The sequence below is a fragment of the Streptococcus sp. Marseille-Q5986 genome, assembly GCF_946902915.1.
Classification (GTDB): Bacteria; Bacillota; Bacilli; order Lactobacillales; family Streptococcaceae; genus Streptococcus.
Genome location: NZ_CAMPPY010000003.1, coordinates 190,188 through 213,037, shown reverse-complemented (window position 1 = coordinate 213,037; position 22,850 = coordinate 190,188). Strand labels below are relative to the sequence as shown.

The 22,850-nt window shown below is 40.3% G+C and carries 13 protein-coding genes and 6 pseudogenes; 18 read left to right on the top strand and 1 reads right to left on the bottom strand.

Features of this window, described 5'->3' with window-relative positions; genetic code table 11:
• The first annotated feature begins 1 nt into the window (after window position 1).
• The 12 genes and pseudogenes from OVN21_RS06305 to OVN21_RS06250 all read left to right on the top strand — a co-directional run bounded on the left by OVN21_RS06305 (window position 2) and on the right by OVN21_RS06250 (window position 16,715).
• The gene (locus tag OVN21_RS06305) at window positions 2-865 is read left to right on the top strand and encodes a MutR family transcriptional regulator (protein ID WP_267247731.1); all 864 of its coding nucleotides are present in this window, start codon (window positions 2-4) and stop codon (window positions 863-865) included.
• A gap of 79 nt (window positions 866-944) precedes the next feature.
• Entirely contained in the window at window positions 945-2,123 is a 1,179-nt protein-coding gene (locus OVN21_RS06300) for an MFS transporter (RefSeq protein WP_267247730.1), read from the top strand.
• A gap of 92 nt (window positions 2,124-2,215) precedes the next feature.
• Window positions 2,216-4,174 (top strand): NAD-dependent DNA ligase LigA, encoded by a 1,959-nt coding sequence (gene ligA / locus OVN21_RS06295; protein ID WP_267247729.1) that lies wholly within the window; start codon window positions 2,216-2,218, stop codon window positions 4,172-4,174.
• Window positions 4,175-4,176: 2 nt separating this feature from the next.
• Window positions 4,177-5,142 (top strand): diacylglycerol kinase family lipid kinase, encoded by a 966-nt coding sequence (locus OVN21_RS06290; RefSeq protein WP_267247728.1) that lies wholly within the window; start codon window positions 4,177-4,179, stop codon window positions 5,140-5,142.
• Between the two features lie 13 nt (window positions 5,143-5,155).
• Entirely contained in the window at window positions 5,156-7,441 is a 2,286-nt protein-coding gene (pulA, locus tag OVN21_RS06285) for a type I pullulanase (protein WP_267247727.1), read from the top strand.
• A gap of 196 nt (window positions 7,442-7,637) precedes the next feature.
• Window positions 7,638-8,997: pseudogene (locus OVN21_RS06280) on the top strand (aldehyde dehydrogenase family protein).
• 271 nt (window positions 8,998-9,268) lie between these two features.
• Complete coding sequence (glgB, locus tag OVN21_RS06275) at window positions 9,269-11,197, top strand: 1,4-alpha-glucan branching protein GlgB (protein WP_267247726.1); 1,929 nt, start codon at window positions 9,269-9,271, stop codon at window positions 11,195-11,197.
• A complete protein-coding gene (locus OVN21_RS06270; protein WP_267247725.1) occupies window positions 11,187-12,329 on the top strand; it encodes a glucose-1-phosphate adenylyltransferase in 1,143 nt (380 codons plus the stop codon). The genes glgB and OVN21_RS06270 overlap by 11 nt, the downstream gene beginning before the upstream one ends.
• Window positions 12,319-13,458, top strand: coding sequence for a glucose-1-phosphate adenylyltransferase subunit GlgD (glgD, locus tag OVN21_RS06265; RefSeq protein WP_267247724.1), 1,140 nt, complete (start codon window positions 12,319-12,321; stop codon window positions 13,456-13,458). Before OVN21_RS06270 ends, glgD begins: the two co-directional genes overlap by 11 nt.
• Window positions 13,455-14,888, top strand: coding sequence for a glycogen synthase GlgA (gene glgA, locus OVN21_RS06260; protein ID WP_267247723.1), 1,434 nt, complete (start codon window positions 13,455-13,457; stop codon window positions 14,886-14,888). The genes glgD and glgA overlap by 4 nt, the downstream gene beginning before the upstream one ends.
• A 58-nt stretch (window positions 14,889-14,946) precedes the next feature.
• Window positions 14,947-15,591 (top strand): phosphoserine phosphatase SerB, encoded by a 645-nt coding sequence (gene serB, locus OVN21_RS06255; RefSeq protein WP_267247722.1) that lies wholly within the window; start codon window positions 14,947-14,949, stop codon window positions 15,589-15,591.
• 9 nt (window positions 15,592-15,600) lie between these two features.
• Window positions 15,601-16,715 (top strand): annotated as a pseudogene (locus OVN21_RS06250) (glycerate kinase).
• Here OVN21_RS06250 and OVN21_RS06245 read toward each other — a convergent pair.
• The gene (locus tag OVN21_RS06245; RefSeq protein ID WP_267247720.1) at window positions 16,712-17,158 is read right to left on the bottom strand and encodes a DUF1694 domain-containing protein; all 447 of its coding nucleotides are present in this window, start codon (window positions 17,156-17,158) and stop codon (window positions 16,712-16,714) included. The pseudogene OVN21_RS06250 and the gene OVN21_RS06245 overlap by 4 nt on opposite strands.
• Window positions 17,159-17,321: 163 nt before the next feature.
• On the opposite strand from OVN21_RS06245, the gene eno reads away from it, so the two are divergent.
• The 6 genes and pseudogenes from eno (at window position 17,322) to OVN21_RS06215 (ending at window position 22,848) form a co-directional block, all read left to right on the top strand.
• Window positions 17,322-18,626, top strand: coding sequence for a surface-displayed alpha-enolase (eno, locus tag OVN21_RS06240; protein ID WP_000022813.1), 1,305 nt, complete (start codon window positions 17,322-17,324; stop codon window positions 18,624-18,626).
• A gap of 175 nt (window positions 18,627-18,801) precedes the next feature.
• A complete protein-coding gene (locus OVN21_RS06235; protein ID WP_267247718.1) occupies window positions 18,802-19,296 on the top strand; it encodes a YkgJ family cysteine cluster protein in 495 nt (164 codons plus the stop codon).
• 203 nt (window positions 19,297-19,499) lie between these two features.
• Window positions 19,500-20,340 (top strand): annotated as a pseudogene (locus tag OVN21_RS06230) (AraC family transcriptional regulator).
• Between the two features lie 180 nt (window positions 20,341-20,520).
• Window positions 20,521-21,556 (top strand): annotated as a pseudogene (locus tag OVN21_RS06225) (glycosyltransferase).
• A pseudogene (locus tag OVN21_RS06220) lies at window positions 21,553-22,464 on the top strand (phosphodiester glycosidase family protein). The pseudogenes OVN21_RS06225 and OVN21_RS06220 overlap by 4 nt, the downstream one beginning before the upstream one ends.
• A pseudogene (locus OVN21_RS06215) lies at window positions 22,439-22,848 on the top strand (hypothetical protein). Before OVN21_RS06220 ends, OVN21_RS06215 begins: the two co-directional pseudogenes overlap by 26 nt.
• Window positions 22,849-22,850 lie beyond the last annotated feature (2 nt).

The window sequence follows — 22,850 nt, the reverse complement described above, 5'->3', positions numbered from 1 at the left end:
GATGGAACATCTTGGAAAAGTATTTCGTGAATTTCGGACAAGTGGAAATTATTCTTTAAAGGAGCCTGCAGGCGAGTCCTGCTCAACCTCTCAGTTATCTCGCTTTGAGCTTGGGGAGTCCGATCTAGCAGTTTCTTGTTTCTTTGAGATTTTGGATAATATTCATGTGACTATTGAAAATTTCATGGACAAGGCTAGGGATTTTCAAAATCATGAACATGTTGCCTTGATGGCGCAGATTATTCCGCTTTACTACTCAAATGATATTGCTGGTTTTCAAAAGCTTCAAAAGGAACAGCTTAAGAAAGCGAAGAGTTCGACCAATCCCCTCTATTTTGAGCTGAATTGGATTCTGCTACAAGGTCTGATTTGTCAAAGAGATGCTCGTTACACGATGAGTCAGAGTGATTTGGAAAAGGTAGCAGATTATCTTTTTCAAACAGAAGAATGGACCATGTATGAGTTGATTCTTTTTGGTAATCTCTATAGTTTCTACGATGTAGACTATGTCACACGGATTGGTAGAGAAGTTATGGAGAGGGAAGAATTTTACCAAGAGATTGGGCGCCATAAGAGATTGGTTTTGATTTTGGCCCTTAATTGTTACCAGCATTGTTTAGAGCATTCTTCTTTTGATAATGCTAGCTATTTCGAGGCTTATACAGAGAAGATTATTGGCAAAAACATTAGTCTGTATGAACGAAATATTTTACATTACCTAAAAGGCTTTGCCTTGTACCAAAAAGGACAGTGTACAGAAGGCTGTAGTCAGATGCAAGAGGTCATGCATATTTTTGATGTGTTAGGTCTTCCTGAGCAAGTAGCCTACTATCAGGAACACTACGAAAAATTTGTCAAAGATTAATTTTCCCAAATAAGGGAAAAAATCAAAAGCTCCTTTCGGTTTTGATACAATAGTTTCAAAATTTGAGAGGAGTTTTTATATGAATCGCTATGCAGTACAGTTGATTAGCCGTGGAGCTGTTAACAAGATAGGAAATATGCTCTATGATTATGGAAATAGTGTCTGGTTGGCATCAATGGGAACGATAGGACAGACTGTTCTTGGAATTTATCAAATTTCTGAGTTGGTTACATCGATTCTGGTCAATCCCTTTGGTGGAGTGATTTCAGACCGCTTTTCGCGTCGCAAAATTTTGATGACGACGGACTTGATTTGCGGTATTCTCTGTTTAGCTATTTCTTTCATCAGAAATGATAGCTTGATGATTGCTGCCTTGATTTTTGCCAATATTGTTCAGGCGGTTGCTTTTGCCTTTTCTCGTACAGCCAATAAAGCTATTATAACTGAAGTGGTGGAGAAAGATGAGATTGTGATCTATAACTCTCGCTTAGAGCTGGTTTTGCAGGTTGTAGGTGTTAGCTCCCCTGTACTTTCTTTCATCGTTTTACAATTTGCCAGTCTCCATCTGACGCTCTTACTAGATGCTTTGACTTTTTTCATAGCATTTGTTCTAGTGGCCTTACTTCCAAAAGAAGAACCAATGGTTCAAGATAAGAAACCTTTTACTGAGAAAGATATTTTTGCGGATATCAAGGATGGCTTGCACTATATCTGGCATCAAAGAGAGATTTTCTTTCTCCTGTTAGTGGCTTCCAGCGTTAATTTCTTTTTTGCAGCCTTTGAATTTCTCCTCCCTTTTTCAAATCGACTTTACGGGGTAGAAGGGGCTTATGCAAGTATTTTAACTATGGGGGCTATTGGTTCCATTGTGGGAGCTATTCTAGCTAGCAAAGTAAAGGCAAGTGTTTATAATCTTTTGATTTTACTGGCTTTGACAGGTGTCGGAGTTTTTATGATGGGATTACCACTGCCAACTTTTCTTTCCTTTTCTGGAAATTTAGTTTGTGAATTGTTTATGACGATTTTTAATATTCACTTTTTTACTCAAGTACAAACCAAGGTTGAGAGCGAATTTCTTGGGAGAGTACTGAGTACAATTTTTACCTTAGCTACTCTATTTATGCCTATTGCAAAAGGATTTATGACAGTCTTGCCAAGTGTACATCTCTCTTCTTTCCTGATAATTGGAAGTGGTGTTATCATCTTGTCTTGTATATCGTTTATTTATGTTCGAACTCGTTTTGAAAAAGAGACATAAGTTTGCTTGGACTTCAAAAATAATTTCAAACTAAATATTTTTTCCGCCCTTCTCGTTTGTGAGGAGGGCTTGTTTTATGGTAAAATGGTTTTATGAATAAAAGAATGAATGAGTTAGTCGCCTTGCTCAATCGCTATGCGACTGAGTACTATACCAGCGATAATCCCTCGGTTTCAGACAGTGAGTATGACCGTCTTTACCGTGAGTTGGTTGAGTTGGAGGCTGCCTATCCAGATCAAGTATTAGCAGACAGTCCGACTCATCGTGTTGGTGGCAAGGTTTTAGATGGTTTTGAAAAATACAGTCATCAGTATCCTCTTTATAGTTTGCAGGATGCTTTTTCACGTGAGGAGCTTGAAGCTTTTGATGCGCGTGTTCGTAAGGAAGTGGCCCATCCAACCTATATTTGTGAGTTGAAAATCGATGGCTTATCTATCTCTCTTACTTATGAAAAGGGGATTTTGCTTGCTGGGGCAACGCGTGGAGATGGTTCTATTGGTGAAAATATTACAGAAAATCTTAAACGTGTTAAGGACATTCCGTTAACTTTGCCAGAAGAACTAGATATCACGGTTCGTGGAGAATGTTACATGCCACGTGCTTCTTTTGACCAGGTTAACCAAGCTCGTCAAGAAAATGGAGAACCTGAATTTGCCAATCCTCGTAATGCGGCGGCAGGAACTCTACGTCAGCTGGATACAGCAGTAGTTGCCAAGCGTAACCTTGCGACATTCCTCTATCAAGAAGCCAGCCCTTCAACTCGTGACAGCCAAAAAAAGGTTTTGAAGCACCTTGAACAACTAGGTTTTGTAGTTAATCCAAAGCGAATCTTGGCTGAAAATATAGATGAAATCTGGAATTTTATCCAAGAAGTAGGAGAGGAACGGGACAATCTGCCTTATGATATCGATGGGGTGGTGATCAAGGTCAATGACCTAGCAGGTCAAGAAGAACTCGGCTTTACTGTTAAGGCTCCAAAGTGGGCAGTAGCCTACAAGTTTCCTGCTGAAGAAAAAGAAGCTCAACTCTTATCAGTTGATTGGACAGTTGGCCGTACGGGTGTTGTGACTCCAACTGCCAATCTGACTCCCGTTCAGCTTGCTGGAACAACTGTTAGTCGTGCGACCCTGCATAATGTGGATTATATTGCTGAAAAAGATATTCGCAAGGACGATACGGTTATCGTCTATAAGGCTGGTGACATCATCCCTGCTGTTTTACGAGTAGTAGAGTCCAAACGAATTTCTGAAGAGAAACTAGATATCCCTACAAACTGTCCAAGTTGTAATTCTGACTTGTTGCACTTTGAAGATGAAGTGGCTCTCCGTTGTATCAATCCGCGTTGTCCTGCTCAAATCATGGAAGGTTTGATTCACTTTGCTTCTCGAGATGCCATGAATATTACAGGACTGGGTTCATCTATTGTTGAGAAGCTCTTTGCTGCCAATTTAGTCAAGGATGTGGCGGGTATTTACCGCTTGAAAGAAGACGATTTCCTCCTTTTAGAGGGTGTTAAGGAAAAGTCTGCTTCTAAACTGTATCAGGCCATCCAAGAATCTAAGGGAAATTCAGCCGAGAAACTCTTATTTGGTTTGGGAATTCGCCATGTAGGCCGTAAAGCCAGTCAGCTCTTGCTCCAACATTTCCACTCTATTGAAAATCTAGCCCAAGCAGATCCAGAGGAAGTAGCAAGTATCGGAAGCTTAGGTAGTGTAATTGCGCAAAGTCTTCAGACTTATTTTGCGACAGAAGGCTCTGAAATTCTCCTCAGAGAATTGAAAGAAGCTGGGGTCAATCTGGATTATAAAGGTCAGACAGTAGTTGCGAATGCGGCCTTGTCAGGTTTGACCGTGGTATTGACTGGAAAATTGGAACGGATCAAGCGCTCAGAAGCTAAAAGTAAACTCGAAAGTCTGGGTGCCAAGGTAACAGGTAGTGTTTCTAAAAAGACAGACCTTGTTGTTGCAGGAGCAGATGCTGGAAGTAAACTTCAAAAAGCACAAGAACTTGGTATTGAGGTTCGAGATGAAGCTTGGCTAGAAAGTTTGTAACAATGACAGAAGAAAGAAAACGTGCGCGTTTAATTTATAACCCAACCTCAGGGCAGGAAATTATCAAGAAAAATATAGCAGAAGTGCTGGATGTTTTGGAAGATATTGGCTATGAAACCAGTGCCTTTCAAACGACTCCAGAACCTCTTTCGGCACAAAAAGAAGCTGAGAGAGTAGCCAAAGCTGGTTTTGATTTGATTATCGTTGCGGGAGGCGATGGTACGATTAATGAGGTGGTCAACGGTGTTGCTCCTCTTGAATATCGTCCCAAACTAGCTATCATCCCAACAGGCACAACCAATGACTATGCGCGTGCTCTCAAGATTCCACTTGGAGATCCCGTTAAGGCAGCAAAAATTATCGGACAAAATCAAATCATTCAAATGGATATTGGACGCGCTTTTGGCGATAAGTACTTTATCAATATTGCAGCAGCAGGTACCTTGACAGAGTTGACATATAGCGTACCCAGTGAAGTTAAGACACACCTAGGCTATTTTGCCTATGTCGCCAAAGGCATTGAAATGTTTCCTCAGACTAAGGTTCGACCAGTGAAAATTATACATGATCAAGGGGTCTTCGAGGGGGAAGTCTCATTGATTTTTGTCGCCTTGACCAATTCAATTGGTGGTTTTGAGCAGTTAGCACCTAATACCAAGTTAGATGATGGCAATTTCACTCTGATTCTGGTAAAAACAGACAAGTTATTTGAGATGTTGGCCTTGTTAATACAGGCTCTAAATGGAGGTCAGCATGTGACGGATGTTAATATTGAGTACCTTAAAACTAGCAAACTCCGTTTAGAGGTCTTGGACGACGAAGAACCCTTTATGCTAAATCTAGATGGAGAATACGGTGGTGATACGCCAGTTGAACTTGAAGTTTGCCATAACCACATTGAATTTTTTGTCAATCGTAATGAAATTGCTGCTGAATCCATCAGCGCGGAAGAAAATGAATTAAATTAGAAATTAGGAAAAAATGTATAGTTACCCTGTAGTCATCCATTTTCACCGAAAAAATGGGGATTATGATGTTTGTTCATTCAGTAGAAAACAGGCGGATATTAAAGAAAATTTGTATTATGAAAATGACTATTTTGGAGTAAAACTCTCCTTTACAGTTACAAGTTCAGAAAGGCTCGATACTCTGACCTTTTCTGTCGAAATAAATGGAAAGACAAAAGACTATCTCCTACGGTTTAACCATTATCCACTGTTGACTGAGGTTTGGATTTTGGATGGTGATGAGACAGTCTATTATTCTGAAAATCCAGCCATTGCAAGTCCTTACTATAAATATCAAAACCCGTTTGCTTTTGATAAAGCCTTTCACAGTGAAAGTTTTGATCATCATTGGGGATACCAAGGAGAGTTAGGTTACAGTATCTCAGACTACCAGACAAGCTTTAAACTCTGGGCTCCAACCGCTACAGCTGTCCAAGTGGTCGTTTATGAAAATACAAGCAACGACGCGCCGGTTTGGAAAACCTTTAATCTTGAGCGTGGGAATAGTTATTCATACAGTCATAAGTACAATACCATTGGTGTTTGGAGCGTAGACATGGATGAAAATCTTGCCGGTAAAGCCTATCAGTATCAGATTGAGTTTCCGCACCACCAGACTTTGATACGAGACCCATACACTATCGCTACAAGTCCTGACGGGAAACGTTCTGTCATTCTCTCTCAGCAAGATAGACAGGTAGAAGGGTTCGAAGTCAAGCATGGGACAGAGGCTCCTTGGCGTTTGGAAAATCCATGTAAAGCCGTTATCTGTGAGTTGCATATTCGTGATTTTACAAAATCGCCGACATCTGGAGTTCCAGAAAATCTTCGAGGGACCTTCCTTGGGGCTGCTCAGACTGGAACGGTTAACCAGTATGGTCAAGCAACAGCCTTTGACTATATCAAAGAACTCGGCTGTAATTATGTTCAGCTCCAACCAATCTTTGATCGCCATAAGGAATATGATGAGGATGGAAATGTAACCTATAACTGGGGTTATGACCCTCAAAACTACAACGCACCAGAAACAAGTTTCTCTAGTAATCCAGATGATCCTGGACAGGTTATTCGAGAACTCAAAACCATGATTCAGGCTTATCATAATGCAGGAATCGGTGTCATTATGGATGTCGTTTACAACCATACCTTTTCAACGGTTGATGCTCCTTTCCAAACAACTGTTCCTGATTATTACTATCGTATGAATCCAGATGGAACCTTCCAAAATGGCACAGGTGTAGGAAATGAAACCGCAAGCGAACACGAAATGTACCGCAAGTATATGATTGACTCACTCCTTTATTGGGTGAAAGAATACAATATTGATGGTTTCCGTTTCGATTTGATGGGAATTCACGATATTAAAACCATGCAGGTAATTCGTTGGGCACTTGATGAAGTCGATCCGCGTATTCTCACTTATGGAGAAGGTTGGGATATGGGGACAGGTCTTGCACCTTATGACAAGGCCAAGAAGGACAATGCCTGCCAGATGCCAAATATTGGATTTTTCAACGATGATCAGCGCGATGCCATCAAAGGAGGAGAAGTTTATGGCTCAATCAAGGCAGGATTTGTTAGTGGTGCTGCTACAGAACCGATTGTAGCCAAAGCTATTCTTGGTAGTCGAGAATTGGGCTCATATCTTAGCCCAAACCAAGTCCTTAACTATGTGGAAGCCCATGATAATTATAACTTGCATGATTTGTTGGTGACCCTTCATCCAGATCACAGTTTAGATAAGATTATGCGCCAAGTTGAGACAGCAACAGCGATGAGCATCCTCATGCAAGGGATGTCCTTTATAGAGTTGGGGCAAGAATTTGGCCGCACTAAACTCCTTGCTACTGGAGAAAATGGCGAGCTGACTGCGGTAGATAGAGAACGGGCTATGAATAGTTACAATGCTCCAGATAGTGTCAACCAGGTCAACTGGGATTTAATCAATGAGAGACAAGAGAGCATTGACTTTATTCGCCAAATTATTCGCCTAAAAACACAGACCGGTGCCTTCTCTTATCCTACATACGAAGAAGTCTATCGCCATGTCTTCGTCCATACAGCTGCTGAAAATAGTGGGTGGATTGTTTACGAAATTCACGGTGGACCGGAGCACTTATTGGTAGTCTTTAATGCGAAAGGAACTTCCTTCTACTTTGAAAATGCAGGAAATCTTGAAATGCTGGTGTCTAATAGTCGTTCTAAAGAATCCAATGTGATTGATGATACCAGTGTCGTAGTCTTAAAAGTACTCTCGTAAATTAATGTTCTGAAAAGGTTTAGATTAACTAGACCTTTTTTGATTTTTATTGGAAAACCAATATCTAATAGGAATAAAATTCAAATAATTTTAAGAATCAAGTTTGTGAAAAAATATCAATGTTCTCACAAAAATGGTTATAATTTTCTGAAAATTTGATAAAATAAGTTTTAATCATTTTCAGGAGGAAGAGAATTTGACAAATTATCAGAATTTAGTGAATGGAAAATGGAAATCATCAGAGAAGGAGATTGCGATCTATTCTCCTATCAATCAAGAAAAACTAGGGACAGTACTCGCTATGAGCCAAGCTGAAGTGGATGATGCTATAGAAGCTGCGCGTGCAGCTCCCCCTGCATGGCGTGATCTAGCACCAGTTGAGCGTGCAGCCTATTTGCATAAGACAGCAAATATTTTGGAACGTGATAAAAAAATTGGTACAATTCTTGCCAAAGAGATTGCAAAAGGGATTAAAGCAGCCATTGGAAAAGTAGTACGTACAGCAGATTTGATCCATTTTGCTGCTGAGGAAGGTCTCCGTATTACTGGACAAGCAATGGAAGGCTGCAAGTAAAAACAAGCTAGCCGTCGTCCGTCGTGAGCTAGTTGGAGTTGTCTTAGCTATCGCACCATTTAACTACCCAGTCAACCTTTCTGGAGCCAAGATTGATCCGGCTCTGATTGCAGGAAATGTCGTTATGTTTAAGCCGCCAACGCAAGAATCTATTTCTGGTCTCTTACTAGCTAAAGCCTTTGAAGAAGCAGGAATCCCAGCAGGTGTCTTCAACACCATCACTGGTCGTGGTTCAGAAATTGGGGATTATATCATTGAGCACAAAGAAGTCAACTTCATCAACTTTACAGGTTCAACTCCAATCGGAGAACGTATTGGTCGTTTAGCTGGTATGCGTCCTATCATGTTGGAACACGCTGCCAAGCAAATCGTTGCAGGAGCCTTTAGCTATTCAGGGCAACGTTGCACGGCCATTAAACGTGTCATTGTTCTCGAAAGTGTAGCAAATAAATTGGCTACTTTGCTTCAGGAAGAAGTTTCTAAATTAACAGTCGGTGACCCATTTGACAATGCTGATATCACACCTGTTATTGACAATACTTCAGCTGATTTCATCTGGAGCTTGATTGAAGATGCACAAGAAAAAGGCGCTCAGGCTCTTACACCAATCAAGCGTGAAGGCAATCTTCTCTGGCCAGTGCTTTTTGACCAAGTTACAAAAGATATGAAAGTAGCATGGGAAGAACCGTTTGGCCCTGTTCTACCAATTATCCGTGTCACAGATGCGAATGAAGCAGTAGCAATTGCCAATGAATCTGAGTTTGGTCTTCAATCCTCCGTCTTTACAAATGATTTCAAAAAGGCCTTTGAAATCGCTGAGAAACTTGAAGTGGGAACCGTTCATATTAATAATAAAACACAACGCGGACCAGATAATTTCCCATTCCTTGGTGTAAAAGGTTCTGGAGCAGGAGTGCAAGGAATTAAATATAGTATCGAAGCGATGACAAATGTTAAATCCATTGTATTTGATGTAAAATAATCTATAAAATCAGGAAATCTTTTCCTGGTTTTATTTTCTTCAAAAAAATTACTTACAAATTGATAAAAAGCGAATGTTTTGGTATTGTAATAAAAAAATATATGGAAATCGTTTCGTATTCTATTTTCAGGATATCTTTTTTAAAATGCTCGGTAATTTTTTGAAGACTTTCATAAAAAAATATGATTTTCTTCGTAAATTACTTGAAAGTTATCTTAAAAGAGTGTATAATAAAAATATAGAAAACGCTTACAAAGAGAAAGGGGATTGGATGAATAATCAAGAAGCATTAAGAACCTTTACTACAGGTGAAAACTTTCACCTCCAGCATTATTTAGGAGCACATAGAGAGGAGAAAAACGGAGAAATTGGCTATACCTTTAGGGTTTGGGCCCCAAATGCACAAGCAGTTCATCTAGTTGGAGATTTTACTGATTGGGTTGAGAATCAGATTCCCATGGTTCGTAATGAAGCAGGTGTTTGGGAAGTCTTTACGAGTCAAGCTCAGGAAGGTCAGATTTATAAATATCATATTACGCGTGCAAATGGTCACCAGATTATGAAAATTGATCCGTTGGCAGTTCGTTTTGAAGCCCGGCCAGGTACAGGAGCTGTTCTGACCACTATTCGAGAAAAGAAGTGGAAAGATGGCCTTTGGCTAGCGCGTCGCAAGCGTCTGGGATTTTTCAATCGACCGGTTAATATATATGAGGCTCATGCAGGATCTTGGAAGAGAAATCCAGATGGCAGTCCCTATAGTTTTTCACAGCTGAAGGAAGAGTTGATTCCTTATTTAGTTGAAATGAACTATACACATATTGAGTTTATGCCTTTAATGGCTCACCCACTTGGATTGAGCTGGGGCTATCAGCTTATGGGTTATTTTGCTTTTGAACATTCCTACGGTACACCTGAGGAGTTTCAAGATTTCGTTGAAGAGTGTCATATAAATAATATTGGTGTTATAGTAGACTGGGTTCCAGGTCATTTTACTATTAATGATGATGCCTTGGCATATTATGACGGCACACCAACTTTTGAATACCAAGACCACAACAAGGCTCATAACTATGGATGGGGTGCGCTAAATTTTGATCTCGGAAAAAATGAGGTTCAGTCTTTCTTGATTTCAAGTATTAAATTTTGGATTGATTTTTACCACTTAGATGGCATTCGGGTTGACGCTGTTAGCAATATGCTTTACCTAGATTATGATAATGCTCCTTGGACCCCAAATAAGGACGGTGGAAATCTTAACTACGAGGGTTATTACTTCCTTCAACGGTTGAACACAGTGATTAAGTTAGCTTATCCAGATATCATGATGATTGCAGAAGAGAGTTCATCAGCGACAAAGATTACTGGTATGAAAGAACTGGGCGGCCTTGGCTTTGACTATAAATGGAATATGGGCTGGATGAACGACATCCTCCGTTTCTACGAGGAAGATCCGATTTATCGTAAATATGACTTTAATTTGGTGACTTTCAGCTTCATGTATGTTTTCAATGAAAACTATCTCCTACCTTTTTCACACGATGAAGTAGTTCATGGTAAGAAGAGTATGATGCATAAGATGTGGGGAGATCGCTACAATCAGTTCGCAGGGTTGCGTAATCTCTACACTTATCAAATTTGTCATCCAGGTAAGAAACTCTTGTTCATGGGTAGTGAGTACGGACAATTCCTCGAGTGGAAGTCTGAGGAGCAGTTGGAATGGTCTAATCTAGAAGATCCGATGAATGCTAAGATGAAGCATTTCACTTCACAACTGAATCAATTCTATAAAGACCATCGCTGTCTGTGGGAAATTGATACTAGTTATGATGGTATCGAGATTATCGATGCGGATAATAGAGTTCAGAGTGTCCTTTCCTTTATTCGTAAAGGCAAGAAGGACGAAATGTTAGTCTGTGTCTTTAATATGGCACCAGTTGAACGTAAGGACTTTACGATTGGTTTACCTGTTGCAGGTATTTACGAAGAAGTTTGGAATACGGAACTAGAAGAATGGGGAGGTGTGTGGAAAGAGCACAATCAAACAGTTCAGACTCAAGAAGGCTTATGGAAAGATTACGAGCAGACTTTGACCTTTACCCTGCCTGCTATGGGAGCAAGTGTATGGAAAATCAAACGTCGCTTGAAACCTACTAAAACCGTCACAAATAAAAATCAAAAAGGAGTAGAAAATGAAGAATGAAATGCTAGCTTTGATCCTTGCGGGTGGGCAAGGAACTCGTCTCGGAAAACTCACTCAAAACCTTGCGAAACCAGCTGTGCAATTTGGTGGGCGCTACCGCATTATTGACTTTGCCCTCTCAAACTGTGCCAACTCAGGGATTCACAATGTTGGAGTCATTACACAGTACCAACCTCTTGCTTTGAACAACCATATCGGAAATGGTTCGAGCTGGGGACTAGATGGTATTAACACAGGTGTTTCTATCCTTCAACCCTACTCTGCAAGCGAGGGAAATCGTTGGTTTGAAGGGACCAGTCACGCTATCTACCAAAATATTGACTACATCGACAGTATCAACCCAGAATATGTTTTGATTCTTTCTGGTGACCACATCTACAAGATGGACTACGATGACATGCTTCAGTCCCATAAGGATAATAATGCCAGTTTGACAGTAGCGGTTTTAGACGTCCCTCTTAAAGAAGCAAGCCGTTTTGGTATCATGAACACAGATGCCAATAATCGTATTGTAGAATTTGAAGAAAAACCAGCTCAACCTAAATCTACAAAAGCTTCTATGGGGATTTATATCTTTGATTGGCAACGTCTCCGTAATATGTTAGTCGCTGCTGAAAAGAGTAATGTGGATATGTCAGACTTCGGTAAGAACGTTATCCCTAACTATCTCGAGTCTGGTGAAAGCGTCTATGCTTACGAATTTAGTGGTTACTGGAAAGACGTTGGTACGATTGAGTCACTTTGGGAAGCGAACATGGAGTACATTTCTCCAGAAAATGCCTTGGATAGCCGTAACCGTCAATGGAAGATTTACTCAAGAAACTTGATTTCACCACCAAACTTCCTTGGTGAACATGCTGATGTAGAAGATTCATTGGTCGTGGATGGCTGTTTTGTAGATGGAACTGTTAAAGGTTCGATTCTTTCAACAGAAGCACAAGTACGTGAGGGTGCTGAAGTAGTAGACTCTGTCATCATGAGCGGAGCTATTATTGGTCATGATGCAAAGATTACTCGTGCTATTATCGGTGAGGGCGCCATTATTGCAGACGGCGTAGAGATTGATGGAACTGACGAAGTACAAGTAGTGGGATACAATGAAGTAGTGGGGGTAGCAACAGATGAAGATTGATAAATATTCAGCCATTTTGGGAAACACAGTTGGTTTTCATGATATGTCAACGTTAACAGAACACCGTCCGGTAGCTAGTCTGCCTTTCGGTGGGAAATACCGTTTGATTGACTTCCCTCTCTCTAGTCTTGCAAATGCTGGTATTCGTAGTATCTTTGGTATTTTCCAACAAGATAATATCAGCTCAGTCTTTGACCATATCCGTTCAGGTCGTGAATGGGGCTTGTCAACACTTCTAAGTCACTACTATTTAGGAATTTACAATACTCGTGTTGAAAGCAGCACAGTTGGAAAAGAATATTACCAACAGCTCCTCACCTACCTGAGACGTTCGGGTTCAAACCAAACCGTTTCGATTAACTGCGATGTACTGGTGAATATTGATTTGAATCAAGTCTTTCACCTGCACGATACAACAAAAGGACCTATCACTGTAGTTTATAAAAAATTACCTAAGAAAGACATTTCAGAAGTAAATGCAATCTTGGAAGTGGATGAAACAGACCATGTTCGTTCTCATAAACTATTTGATAGCAAATCTACGGATGAACTTTTCAACATGTCTACAGATATCTTTGTTGTGGATACTCCATGGTTGATTGAACGACTTGAAGAAGAAGCTCAGAAAGAATATCCTGAAAAGTTGCGCTATGTTCTCCGCGATTTAGCTGTAAAAGAAGGTGCTTTTGCTTACGAATACACGGGCTATCTAGCCAATATTCATTCTGTTCAGTCCTATTATCAAGCAAACATTGATATGCTTGAATCTAAAAAGTTCTACTCACTTTTCTCACCAAATCAAAAGATTTATACAAAAGTCAAAAACGAAGAGCCAACCTACTATGCGAATACTTCAAAAGTAAGTACTTCTCAGTTTGCTTCTGGTAGTATCATTGAGGGTGAAGTAGTTCAGTCAGTCCTATCTCGTAACATTTATGTTCACAAAGATAGTGTGGTGAAGGACAGCATTTTATTCCCTCGTGTTGTGATTGGTCAGGGTGCCCAAGTTGAATATGCTATCTTGGATAAGGGCGTTGAAGTTGCGGACGGTGTTGTCATTAGAGGAAGGGCAGAACATCCAGTTGTCGTTAAGAAAGGTAGCAAAGTAACAGAGGACATTTATTCATGAAAATTTTATTTGTAGCGGCAGAAGGAGCACCCTTTTCAAAAACAGGTGGTTTGGGCGATGTCATTGGCGCGCTTCCCAAATCACTTGTAAAAGCAGGGCACGAAGTTGCAGTTTTCTTGCCTTATTATGATATGGTAGAAGCTAAGTTCGGCGACCAGATCGAGGATGTTCTCCACTTTGAAGTTAGTGTAGGATGGCGTAGACAGTACTGTGGTATTAAGAAAACGGTCTTGAATGGGGTTACTTTCTACTTCATTGATAATCAGTATTATTTCTTCCGTGGTCATGTGTACGGTGATTTTGACGACGGTGAACGCTTTGCCTTTTTCCAACTGGCTGCTCTTGAAGCCATGGAACGCATCGACTTTATTCCTGACCTTCTCCATGTTCATGACTACCATACAGCTATGATTCCTTTCTTGTTAAAGGAAAAATACCGTTGGATTCAAGCCTATCAAGGAATAAAAACTGTTTTAACCATTCATAATTTGGAATTCCAAGGACAATTTTCAGAAGGAATGTTATGGGATTTGTTTGGAGTTGGCTTTGAACGTTATGCTGATGGCACCCTTCGATGGAACAACTGTCTGAACTGGATGAAGGCTGGTATTCTTTATGCTGATCGTGTTTCAACCGTTTCACCTAGTTATGCTCATGAAATTATGACCAGTCAGTTCGGATGTAACTTGGATCAGATTCTTCGAATGGAATCTGGCAAGGTATCTGGTATCGTGAATGGGATTGATGCTGACCTGTATAATCCTCAGACGGATGCTCTTTTAGACTATCATTTTAGTCAAGAAAATTTGTCTGGGAAAGCCCAAAACAAAGCAAAATTGCAAGAGAGAGTGGGGTTGCCAGTCCGAGCAGATGTTCCTCTAGTTGGGATTGTCTCTCGTTTGACACGCCAAAAAGGTTTTGATGTTGTTGTAGAAAGCTTGCATCGTTTCTTACAGGAGGACGTTCAAATAGTCCTTTTAGGAACAGGTGACCCGGCTTTTGAACATTCCTTCTCTTGGTTTGCTCAAGTTTATCCTGACAAGCTATCAGCAAATATTACTTTTGATGTCAAACTTGCTCAAGAAATCTACGCTGCTTGTGACCTCTTCCTCATGCCGAGTCGTTTCGAACCGTGTGGCTTGTCTCAAATGATGGCGATGCGTTACGGAACCTTACCATTGGTTCATGAAGTTGGTGGTTTGCGAGATACTGTCCGCGCTTTCAATCCAATCGAAGGAAGCGGTACAGGCTTTAGTTTTGACAATCTATCTCCTTATTGGTTAAATTGGACTTTCCAAGCAGCATTGGACTTGTATAGGAACCATCCTGACGTTTGGAGAAACTTACAAAAACAAGCTATGGAGTGTGATTTCTCATGGGATACAGCCTGCAAATCATACCTTGACTTGTACCATAGTTTAGTTAACTAATAGATAAAATCGTATGATGACTTCATACGATTTTTGGGCTATTTAGAGAGGAGAATTTATGTCCCAAGTAAAAGGCTTGTGTGTTATGGATGTTGATGGCACCTTAATCCTAGAAGAAGTGATTGATTTGTTGGGTAGAGAGACAGGTCGTGAGGAGGAAATTTCGCTGATTACAAGTCGGGCAATGAGAGGAGAGTTAGACTTTGAAAGCAGTTTACGAGACAGAGTTTCCTTGTTGGAAGGCCTTCCTATTTCGGTCTTTGAGAAAGTTTTTAACTCTATTCATTTAACGCCAAATGCCCAGGAATTCATTTCCATTCTCCAAAAGAAGGGCATCCTAGTAGGTCTGGTGTCTGGTGGATTTACACCAATAGTTGAGAGGCTAGCAAAATCCCTTAGTATTACCTATTTCTCTGCTAACCAACTTGAAGTCAAAGATGGTCTTCTAACAGGAAAATTAGTTGGTGAAATTGTTACAGCCCAAGAAAAACAAGCTACTCTTGAGAAATGGAGAAAAGACCTAAAACTTCCCAAAGAAAGAACGATTGCTATCGGTGATGGTGCCAATGACCTCTTGATGTTAAAGACAGCAGGTCACGGTATAGCCTTTTGTGCCAAAGAGGTCGTAAAATCTGAGACAGCTTGTCATGTAGATAAAAGGGATCTTTTAGAAGTTCTACCTTTGATTGATTTCTTAGAATGAGAGTGAACTATGAAAATTGTAATTGCACCCGATTCTTTTAAAGAGAGTTTGACGGCAGAAGAGGTCGTTCAAGCTATAAAAAGAGGCTTCGAACAGTCAATAGTAGCTGTAGAATGTCTGCTCTGTCCTGTTGGTGACGGTGGAGAAGGCACTGTAGATGCTATCCGACATTCTCTTGACCTAGAAGAAAAATGGATCCAAGTGACAGGACCTTTTGGCCAAAAAGAAACCATGCTCTATTTTCAAAAAGGGGAATTAGCTCTATTTGAAGTAGCTGACTTGGTCGGCCTTGGAAAAATTCCGCTGGAGAAACGAAATCCACTGCAAATCCAAACTCGTGGTATTGGAGAGTTGATTCGCTACCTCATTACTTAAGGGACTAAAGAAATCTATATTGGCGTTGGTGGTACGGCCAGTAATGATGGAGGACTGGGAATTGCTGCTGGTTTTGGGTATCAATTTTATGATAGGGATGGAAATGCCTTGACTGCTTGCGGTCAGAACTTACTAAACTTAGCTTCTGCTTCAATAGAAATTGCTATAAAATTCCTGAAGATGTTCACATTCGTATTTTAGCAGATGTCGTGAGTTCCTTATGTGGACATCAAGGTGCAATCTACAATTTTGGAAAGCAAAAAGGTCTGGATCCTACTATGTTTGAGGCAGTAGATCAGGCAATCCAAGATTTTTATGAAAAAGTCTCCCTTGCAACATTGAAAATTAAAGGAGCAGGATCTGGTGGAGGCATTGCTGGCGGTTTGTGTGCCTTTGCTAAGGCAAGTATCGTATCCGGAATTGACACCTGCCTAGACTTGATTGACTTTGATAAGAAAGTATCTGATGCTGACTTGGTTATTGTTGGAGAAGGAAGGTTAGATTGTCAAAGTTTAGCAGGGAAAGCACCAATTGGTGTAGTAAAAAGAACCCCTGTCGGAGTTCCTGTTATTGCTATTTGTGGTAGTCTCGCTGAAGATTTACCTTCCCTACCATTTGAAAATATCCAAGCCGCTTTTTCTATTTTGGAGAAAAGTGAACCTTTAGAAGATAGTCTGAAAAATGCCAGTTTCTATTTGGAGCACACAGCTACTAATATCGGTCATTTATTAAATATGAGAAAGGATTAACCTAACCATTTTTTCCAGATGGATTTTTTAGACGTTTCTGTCTTTTTCTCTTCCCAGAGGTTTGAGAAAGCAAGTCTAAGGTCTTTTTCTTCTACTTGAACAGGTTCGTTCGTGTGAATGACAAGGCCAAAAGGAGAGGTGATATGATCATCTGAAACAATAGTCGCCTGGCAGTTGCTTTCCTTTGCTTGTCTTAAGTAAAAGACCTGTTTGTCAAACTCGATATTTGGTGAGATCTTCACAAAAAGTTCCTCTACCTTTTCTTGAAAACTTTCTAAAATAGAGAAAAATCCATGTTCTAATTCAGGACTATTGGCAGTATTAATATCCGCGTAGCCAAGAACTCTTTCCTCGAAAGTGCCGAGATAGCGGCGTTGTTCGTCAGGGTTTAATTTCGATCCACCATGAGCTTTTTCTAGTAGTTGTTTTGATAAATCTGTCATAAAAATAGTATATCACAAAAATCGCTAGAAAACAGACAAAAAGAAAGCGATTACTTTATAAAGTTAAGGAAAATTTACACAAAGATAACGTTTTTTCTTGAAAAACGCTTATTTTTAAGGTATCATAGAGGTGTAAAAAATTTAACTCAAAGGAGAGTAAAAAATGTCAATTATTACTGATGTTTACGCTCGCGAAGTCCTAGACTCACGCGGTAACCCAACACTTGAAGTAGAAGTTTATACTGAATCAGGTGCTTTCGGACGTGGTATGGTTCCATCAGGAGCTTCTACTGGTGAACACGAAGCAGTTGAACTTCGCGACGGTGACAAATCTCGTTACGGTGGTCTTGGTACACAAAAAGCTGTTGACAACGTAAACAACATCATCGCTGAAGCTATCATCGGCTACGATGTACGTGACCAACAAGCTATCGACCGTGCTATGATCGCACTTGACGGTACTCCTAACAAAGGTAAATTGGGTGCAAACGCAATCCTTGGTGTTTCTATCGCTGTAGCTCGTGCTGCTGCTGACTACCTTGAGATCCCACTTTACAGCTACCTTGGTGGATTCAATACTAAAGTTCTTCCAACTCCAATGATGAACATCATCAACGGTGGTTCTCACTCTGACGCTCCAATCGCTTTCCAAGAGTTCATGATTTTGCCAGTTGGTGCGCCAACATTTAAAGAAGCCCTTCGTTACGGTGCTGAAATCTTCCATGCTCTTAAGAAAATCCTTAAATCACGTGGTTTGGAAACTGCCGTAGGTGACGAAGGTGGATTCGCTCCTCGTTTCGAAGGAACTGAAGATGGTGTTGAAACTATCCTTGCTGCTATCGAAGCTGCTGGATATGTTCCAGGTAAAGATGTATTTATCGGATTTGACTGTGCTTCATCAGAATTCTACGATAAAGAACGTAAAGTTTACGACTACACTAAATTTGAAGGTGAAGGCGCCGCTGTTCGTACATCTGCAGAACAAATCGACTACCTTGAAGAATTGGTTAACAAATACCCAATCATCACTATCGAAGATGGTATGGATGAAAACGACTGGGATGGTTGGAAAGCTCTTACTGAACGTCTTGGTAAGAAAGTACAACTTGTTGGTGACGACTTCTTCGTAACAAACACTGACTACCTTGCACGTGGTATCCAAGAAGGTGCTGCTAATTCAATCCTTATCAAAGTTAACCAAATCGGTACTCTTACTGAAACTTTTGAAGCTATCGAAATGGCTAAAGAAGCTGGTTACACTGCCGTTGTATCACACCGTTCAGGTGAAACTGAAGATTCAACAATTGCTGACATTGCAGTTGCAACTAACGCAGGACAAATCAAAACTGGTTCACTTTCACGTACAGACCGTATCGCTAAATACAACCAATTGCTTCGTATCGAAGACCAACTTGGTGAAGTAGCAGAATACCGTGGATTGAAATCATTCTACAACTTGAAAAAATAATCTAGTTCAGTGAACTATTTTATCCCGAACTTTGAAATTCAAAAGTTTGGTCGTTGATCTAACAACATTTTTAGCCCCTCGGATTTTATCCGAAGGGCTTTTTGTATGTAAAGGAAAAAAAATAGAAAATAGTTTATGGTATAATAGACAAAAGCACTTGTATTAGAAAGCAATTATGTCTAAAGAAATTGATATTGAGTATTACCACCAACTAGCACTGCAAAAGCAGAAGGAGCATCGCAAAGTGTTAGCAAATCTAAAGAAAAAGCCGCCAAAAAATTTAGATAAGATAGCTCAGCAAATTCACCAAGAAGTTTTTGCTGAGATTGATTGTACCGCCTGCGCGAACTGTTGCAAGACATTGGGACCTGACTTCAAAGAAGCAGATATTACACGTATCGCCAAGTACTTTAAGATGAAATTACCAGCTTTTGAAGCGGAATTTCTGCAGGTGGATGAAGATGGGGATAAGGTTTTCAAATCCATGCCTTGCCCCTTTCTAGGAGGAGACGATCTCTGCTCAATCTACGACGTTCGACCAAAGGCTTGCTGCGAGTTCCCTCATACAGATCGCAAGAAGATTTATCAAATTAATCATTTGACAATCAAAAATACTTTGACCTGCCCAGCAGCCTATCTCTTTGTTGAGAAATTAAAGGATAAGTTATAGAGATTTTCACCTTTAAATCTTGTACAAAGATTCTAGGGTGGAAGTATCTGATTTCTGTTAGACTATGGATAGAATTGAACATAGACTAAAAGCTATGCGAAAAAGGCAAATTTTCCTAGAACCAGAAGCTCCAGCGTCAATTTTCCTATTTTCACTTTGCTTTTAACGTCCTTTGTATCTTATGGAGGTAAGAAAAAAAGAATATGATGCATCAATTCAATCAAACCATGGATTATTTGGAGCAGCAGCTGACTGGAGAAGTGGATATGAAAAGATTTCAGCAACTATCAGGCTATTCTTACCCTCTCTTTAGCAGGCTATTTTCTATCCTGGCAGATATGGCTTTAGCAGAATACTTGCGCAATCGCAGGCTGTCAGAGGCTGTGATGGACTTGCGAGAAAGCTCTGAGAAAGTCATTGATATAGCGTTGAAATACGGCTATGATTCTGAGGATGCCTTCAGCGCAGCCTTCAAGAAATTCCATGGTGCAACTCCCTCAGAAGTTCGAAATGGAAAACCTTATCGGGTTTTTCCTAAGCTTCAATTATCCTTAAAAATCACTGGAGGAAAGAACATGGATATCAAGATTCAAAAGAAGCCTGCATTTATCGTGGCAGGCGTCCTATTGGAAGCTATTGACAATAGCAAATGCCCGTCTGCTTGGGAGCATCTCTATGCCCATCACAGCTTTGAAAGCCTAGAAAATTTAGGCAGTGGTCAATCCTTTGGCTGGCATCTGCTCGGATGTCAAAGAAGGCGAAATCATCAACTACATGGCTGCTTATGATGTGATGGATAAAGCTAAAGCAGAAGAACTAGATCTGTCAATCAAAGATATCCCAGCAGCTGAATATGCTATCGTACCGGTCAAAGACTCTGTACCAGCTAGCATTCACAATGCTTGGAAATATGTCTTGGAGGCCTTTTTCCCAAAAACTGGCTATCGCCATTCAGGTACACCAGACTTTGAAGTCTATTCCGAAGGTGATATGTCGTCACCAGACTATCAAATGGAACTCTGGATACCAGTGATTAAGAACTAGATAATTTTATAAAGATGCAAACCTAACTCTGTAGAAGATATCTTTTACAGACTTTTTTAATTTTTATAGAAGGAATTTATGAGAAGAACAATAAATATGATTTTACTTTAATTTAAGTATAAGGAATTTTTAAGCATTTACTTGTATACTTTTCCAATCATCAAAGGAAGAGGTGTAAATATGAACTATCTAGTTCTCCCAGCTTACGAACCTGATTACAATCTCATTAAATTGGTTGGAAAGATTCACCATAGGAGCAATTTTTACATCATTGTCATTGATGATGGAAGTTCGGCAGAATGCCAGGACATTTTTGCTCGAGCAGAGGACTTTGCGACGGTGCTTCACCACCCAGAGCAATCAAGGAAAAGGACAAGCTCTGAAAACAGCCTTTGAATATATTTAGTCTCTCAATAAGCCTGAGACTGTGGTCACAGCGGATGCAGATGGCCAACATAAGATCTGGGATATTTTTCGTACCTTGACTAAATCAAATGAAAATCCTAATATACTTGTCCTTGGTCTCCGTGCCTTTGCTGACAAGGTTCCTTTGCGTAAGTTGCTTTGGAAATAGCTTGACTCGTATCTTTTTAAACCGCAAACGGGTGTCGCTGTATCCGACACACAGACAGGATTACGCGTCTTTTCAACGGATATGATTCCTTTTATGCCCAAGATAGAAGGACAACAGTATGAATACGAGATGAACATACTCCTCGAAGCAAGTCGAGCCTACCCAATCCTAGAAGTTCCGATTGAAACAGTCTATATCAACGACAATGAGGATTTTCACTTTCGACCTATTCGGGATGGTTTGATGATTTATAAAAATATTTTAAAGTTTGCGCTCTCGTCTTTTAGTAGTTTTATCGTAGATTATGTGGTCTACGCACTCTCTATTCTATGCTTGAGCTTTATTCCGAATGGTTGTTTACGTGTCCTTCTTTCAAATGGTTTGGCACGTGTGACTAGCTCCATCTTTAATTTTTCTACCAACAAAAAATTGGTCTTTAAGAGTTCTAAAACAGGATCAGGCTATTTTGGACTAGCAGTTGGTTTCTTTATCTTAGACACCATCCTGATTCGCCTCTTTAATTCGGGTCTTGGAGTCAACTTGCTAATTGCGAAGATACTTGTTGGAATCATGCTCTTTATCCTCTCTTGGACAGTTCAAACCCACTATATTTTCAAAAAAAGAACTTGTAGCCCATTATGAAAGTTTTAAAGAAACCCTATGTATACGCCTCGGTCTTGGGCTTGTTTCTGACAATTTCCTTTACTTATTCGATGTTGAAGACCTTTGTACTCGCTGAAACGATTTCCACTGTATCTAATACTAGCTCAACCTCTAACACCGCAGTAGCAAGTCAGGCAGCAAAGAATGCTCAAGTGACAGATACTAGCTATTCAGATGGAAATATCAGTGTAACCCTCATTGAAAAGACTGTCAATGAAACGCAGGTCTATGTAGCAGATATACCTCTCAGTTCATCGGACTATCTGAAAACAGCTCTAGCTCAAAACTCCTATGGAACCAACGTCACAGCTAAAACCTCTGTTACAGCTGCTGAAAACAATGCTATTTTAGCAGTCAACGGTGACTACTATGGAGCCAATAGCTCTGGTTATGTTATCCGTAATGGAGTTGTCTATCGGGACAGTGTCCGTGAAGACGCTAGTAATGGCAACCTTGCCATTTATAAGGACGGCTCCTTTAAAATCATCTACGAAGACCAAGTTTCAGCCAATCAGTTGGTTCAGAACGGTGTCGATAATCTACTGGCATTTGGTCCGTCTCTAGTTGAGAATGGTGAAATATCTGTAGATACCAATACAGAAGTCGGTCAGACCATGTCATCAAATCCTCGTACAGCTATCGGGATTATAGATGAAAACCACTACATCATCATCGTTTTGGATGGTCGTACCTCTGAAAGCTAAGGCTTATCGCTTTACCAGATGGCAGAAGTGATGAAATCTTACGGAGTGAAGACAGCCTATAACCTTAATGGTGGTGGATTCTCAACTCCCTACTTTAACGGTCAGGTAATCAATAAACCAACCACAGGTGGAAGCAAGATATCAGAAAGGGCGGTGAGTGATATTGTCTACATCGGTTACTAAAATCAAAGACAAACGCCTCAAAAAGACACTCGTTGATTATAGCCTTCTCGCTATTTTCTTCTTTGTATTTAGCCGTATCTATGAGTCCTTTAGTTTTTTTGGGGCCTCGCTTCATATGCACTATCTCTTTGCAGTCCCTCTAGTAGGCGCGTCATTCTAGCATTATTGTTGAAAATCATGCCAAACTTAGGACGACTCAGTCTAAACTTGTAGAACTCGGCAGTTGCAGTCCTAACAGCTGGAATGGTCTTTCGAGGAATTGTCAATCTATCAGGTCGTTCAACGACCTTAGATCAACCCTACTGGTATGTCAGCCTAGCCTTTGCTATTTTGGCTATCGCCTCGTTTTTCTTTCATAAGAAAAACAGTCAAGAATTAGCTTAAAA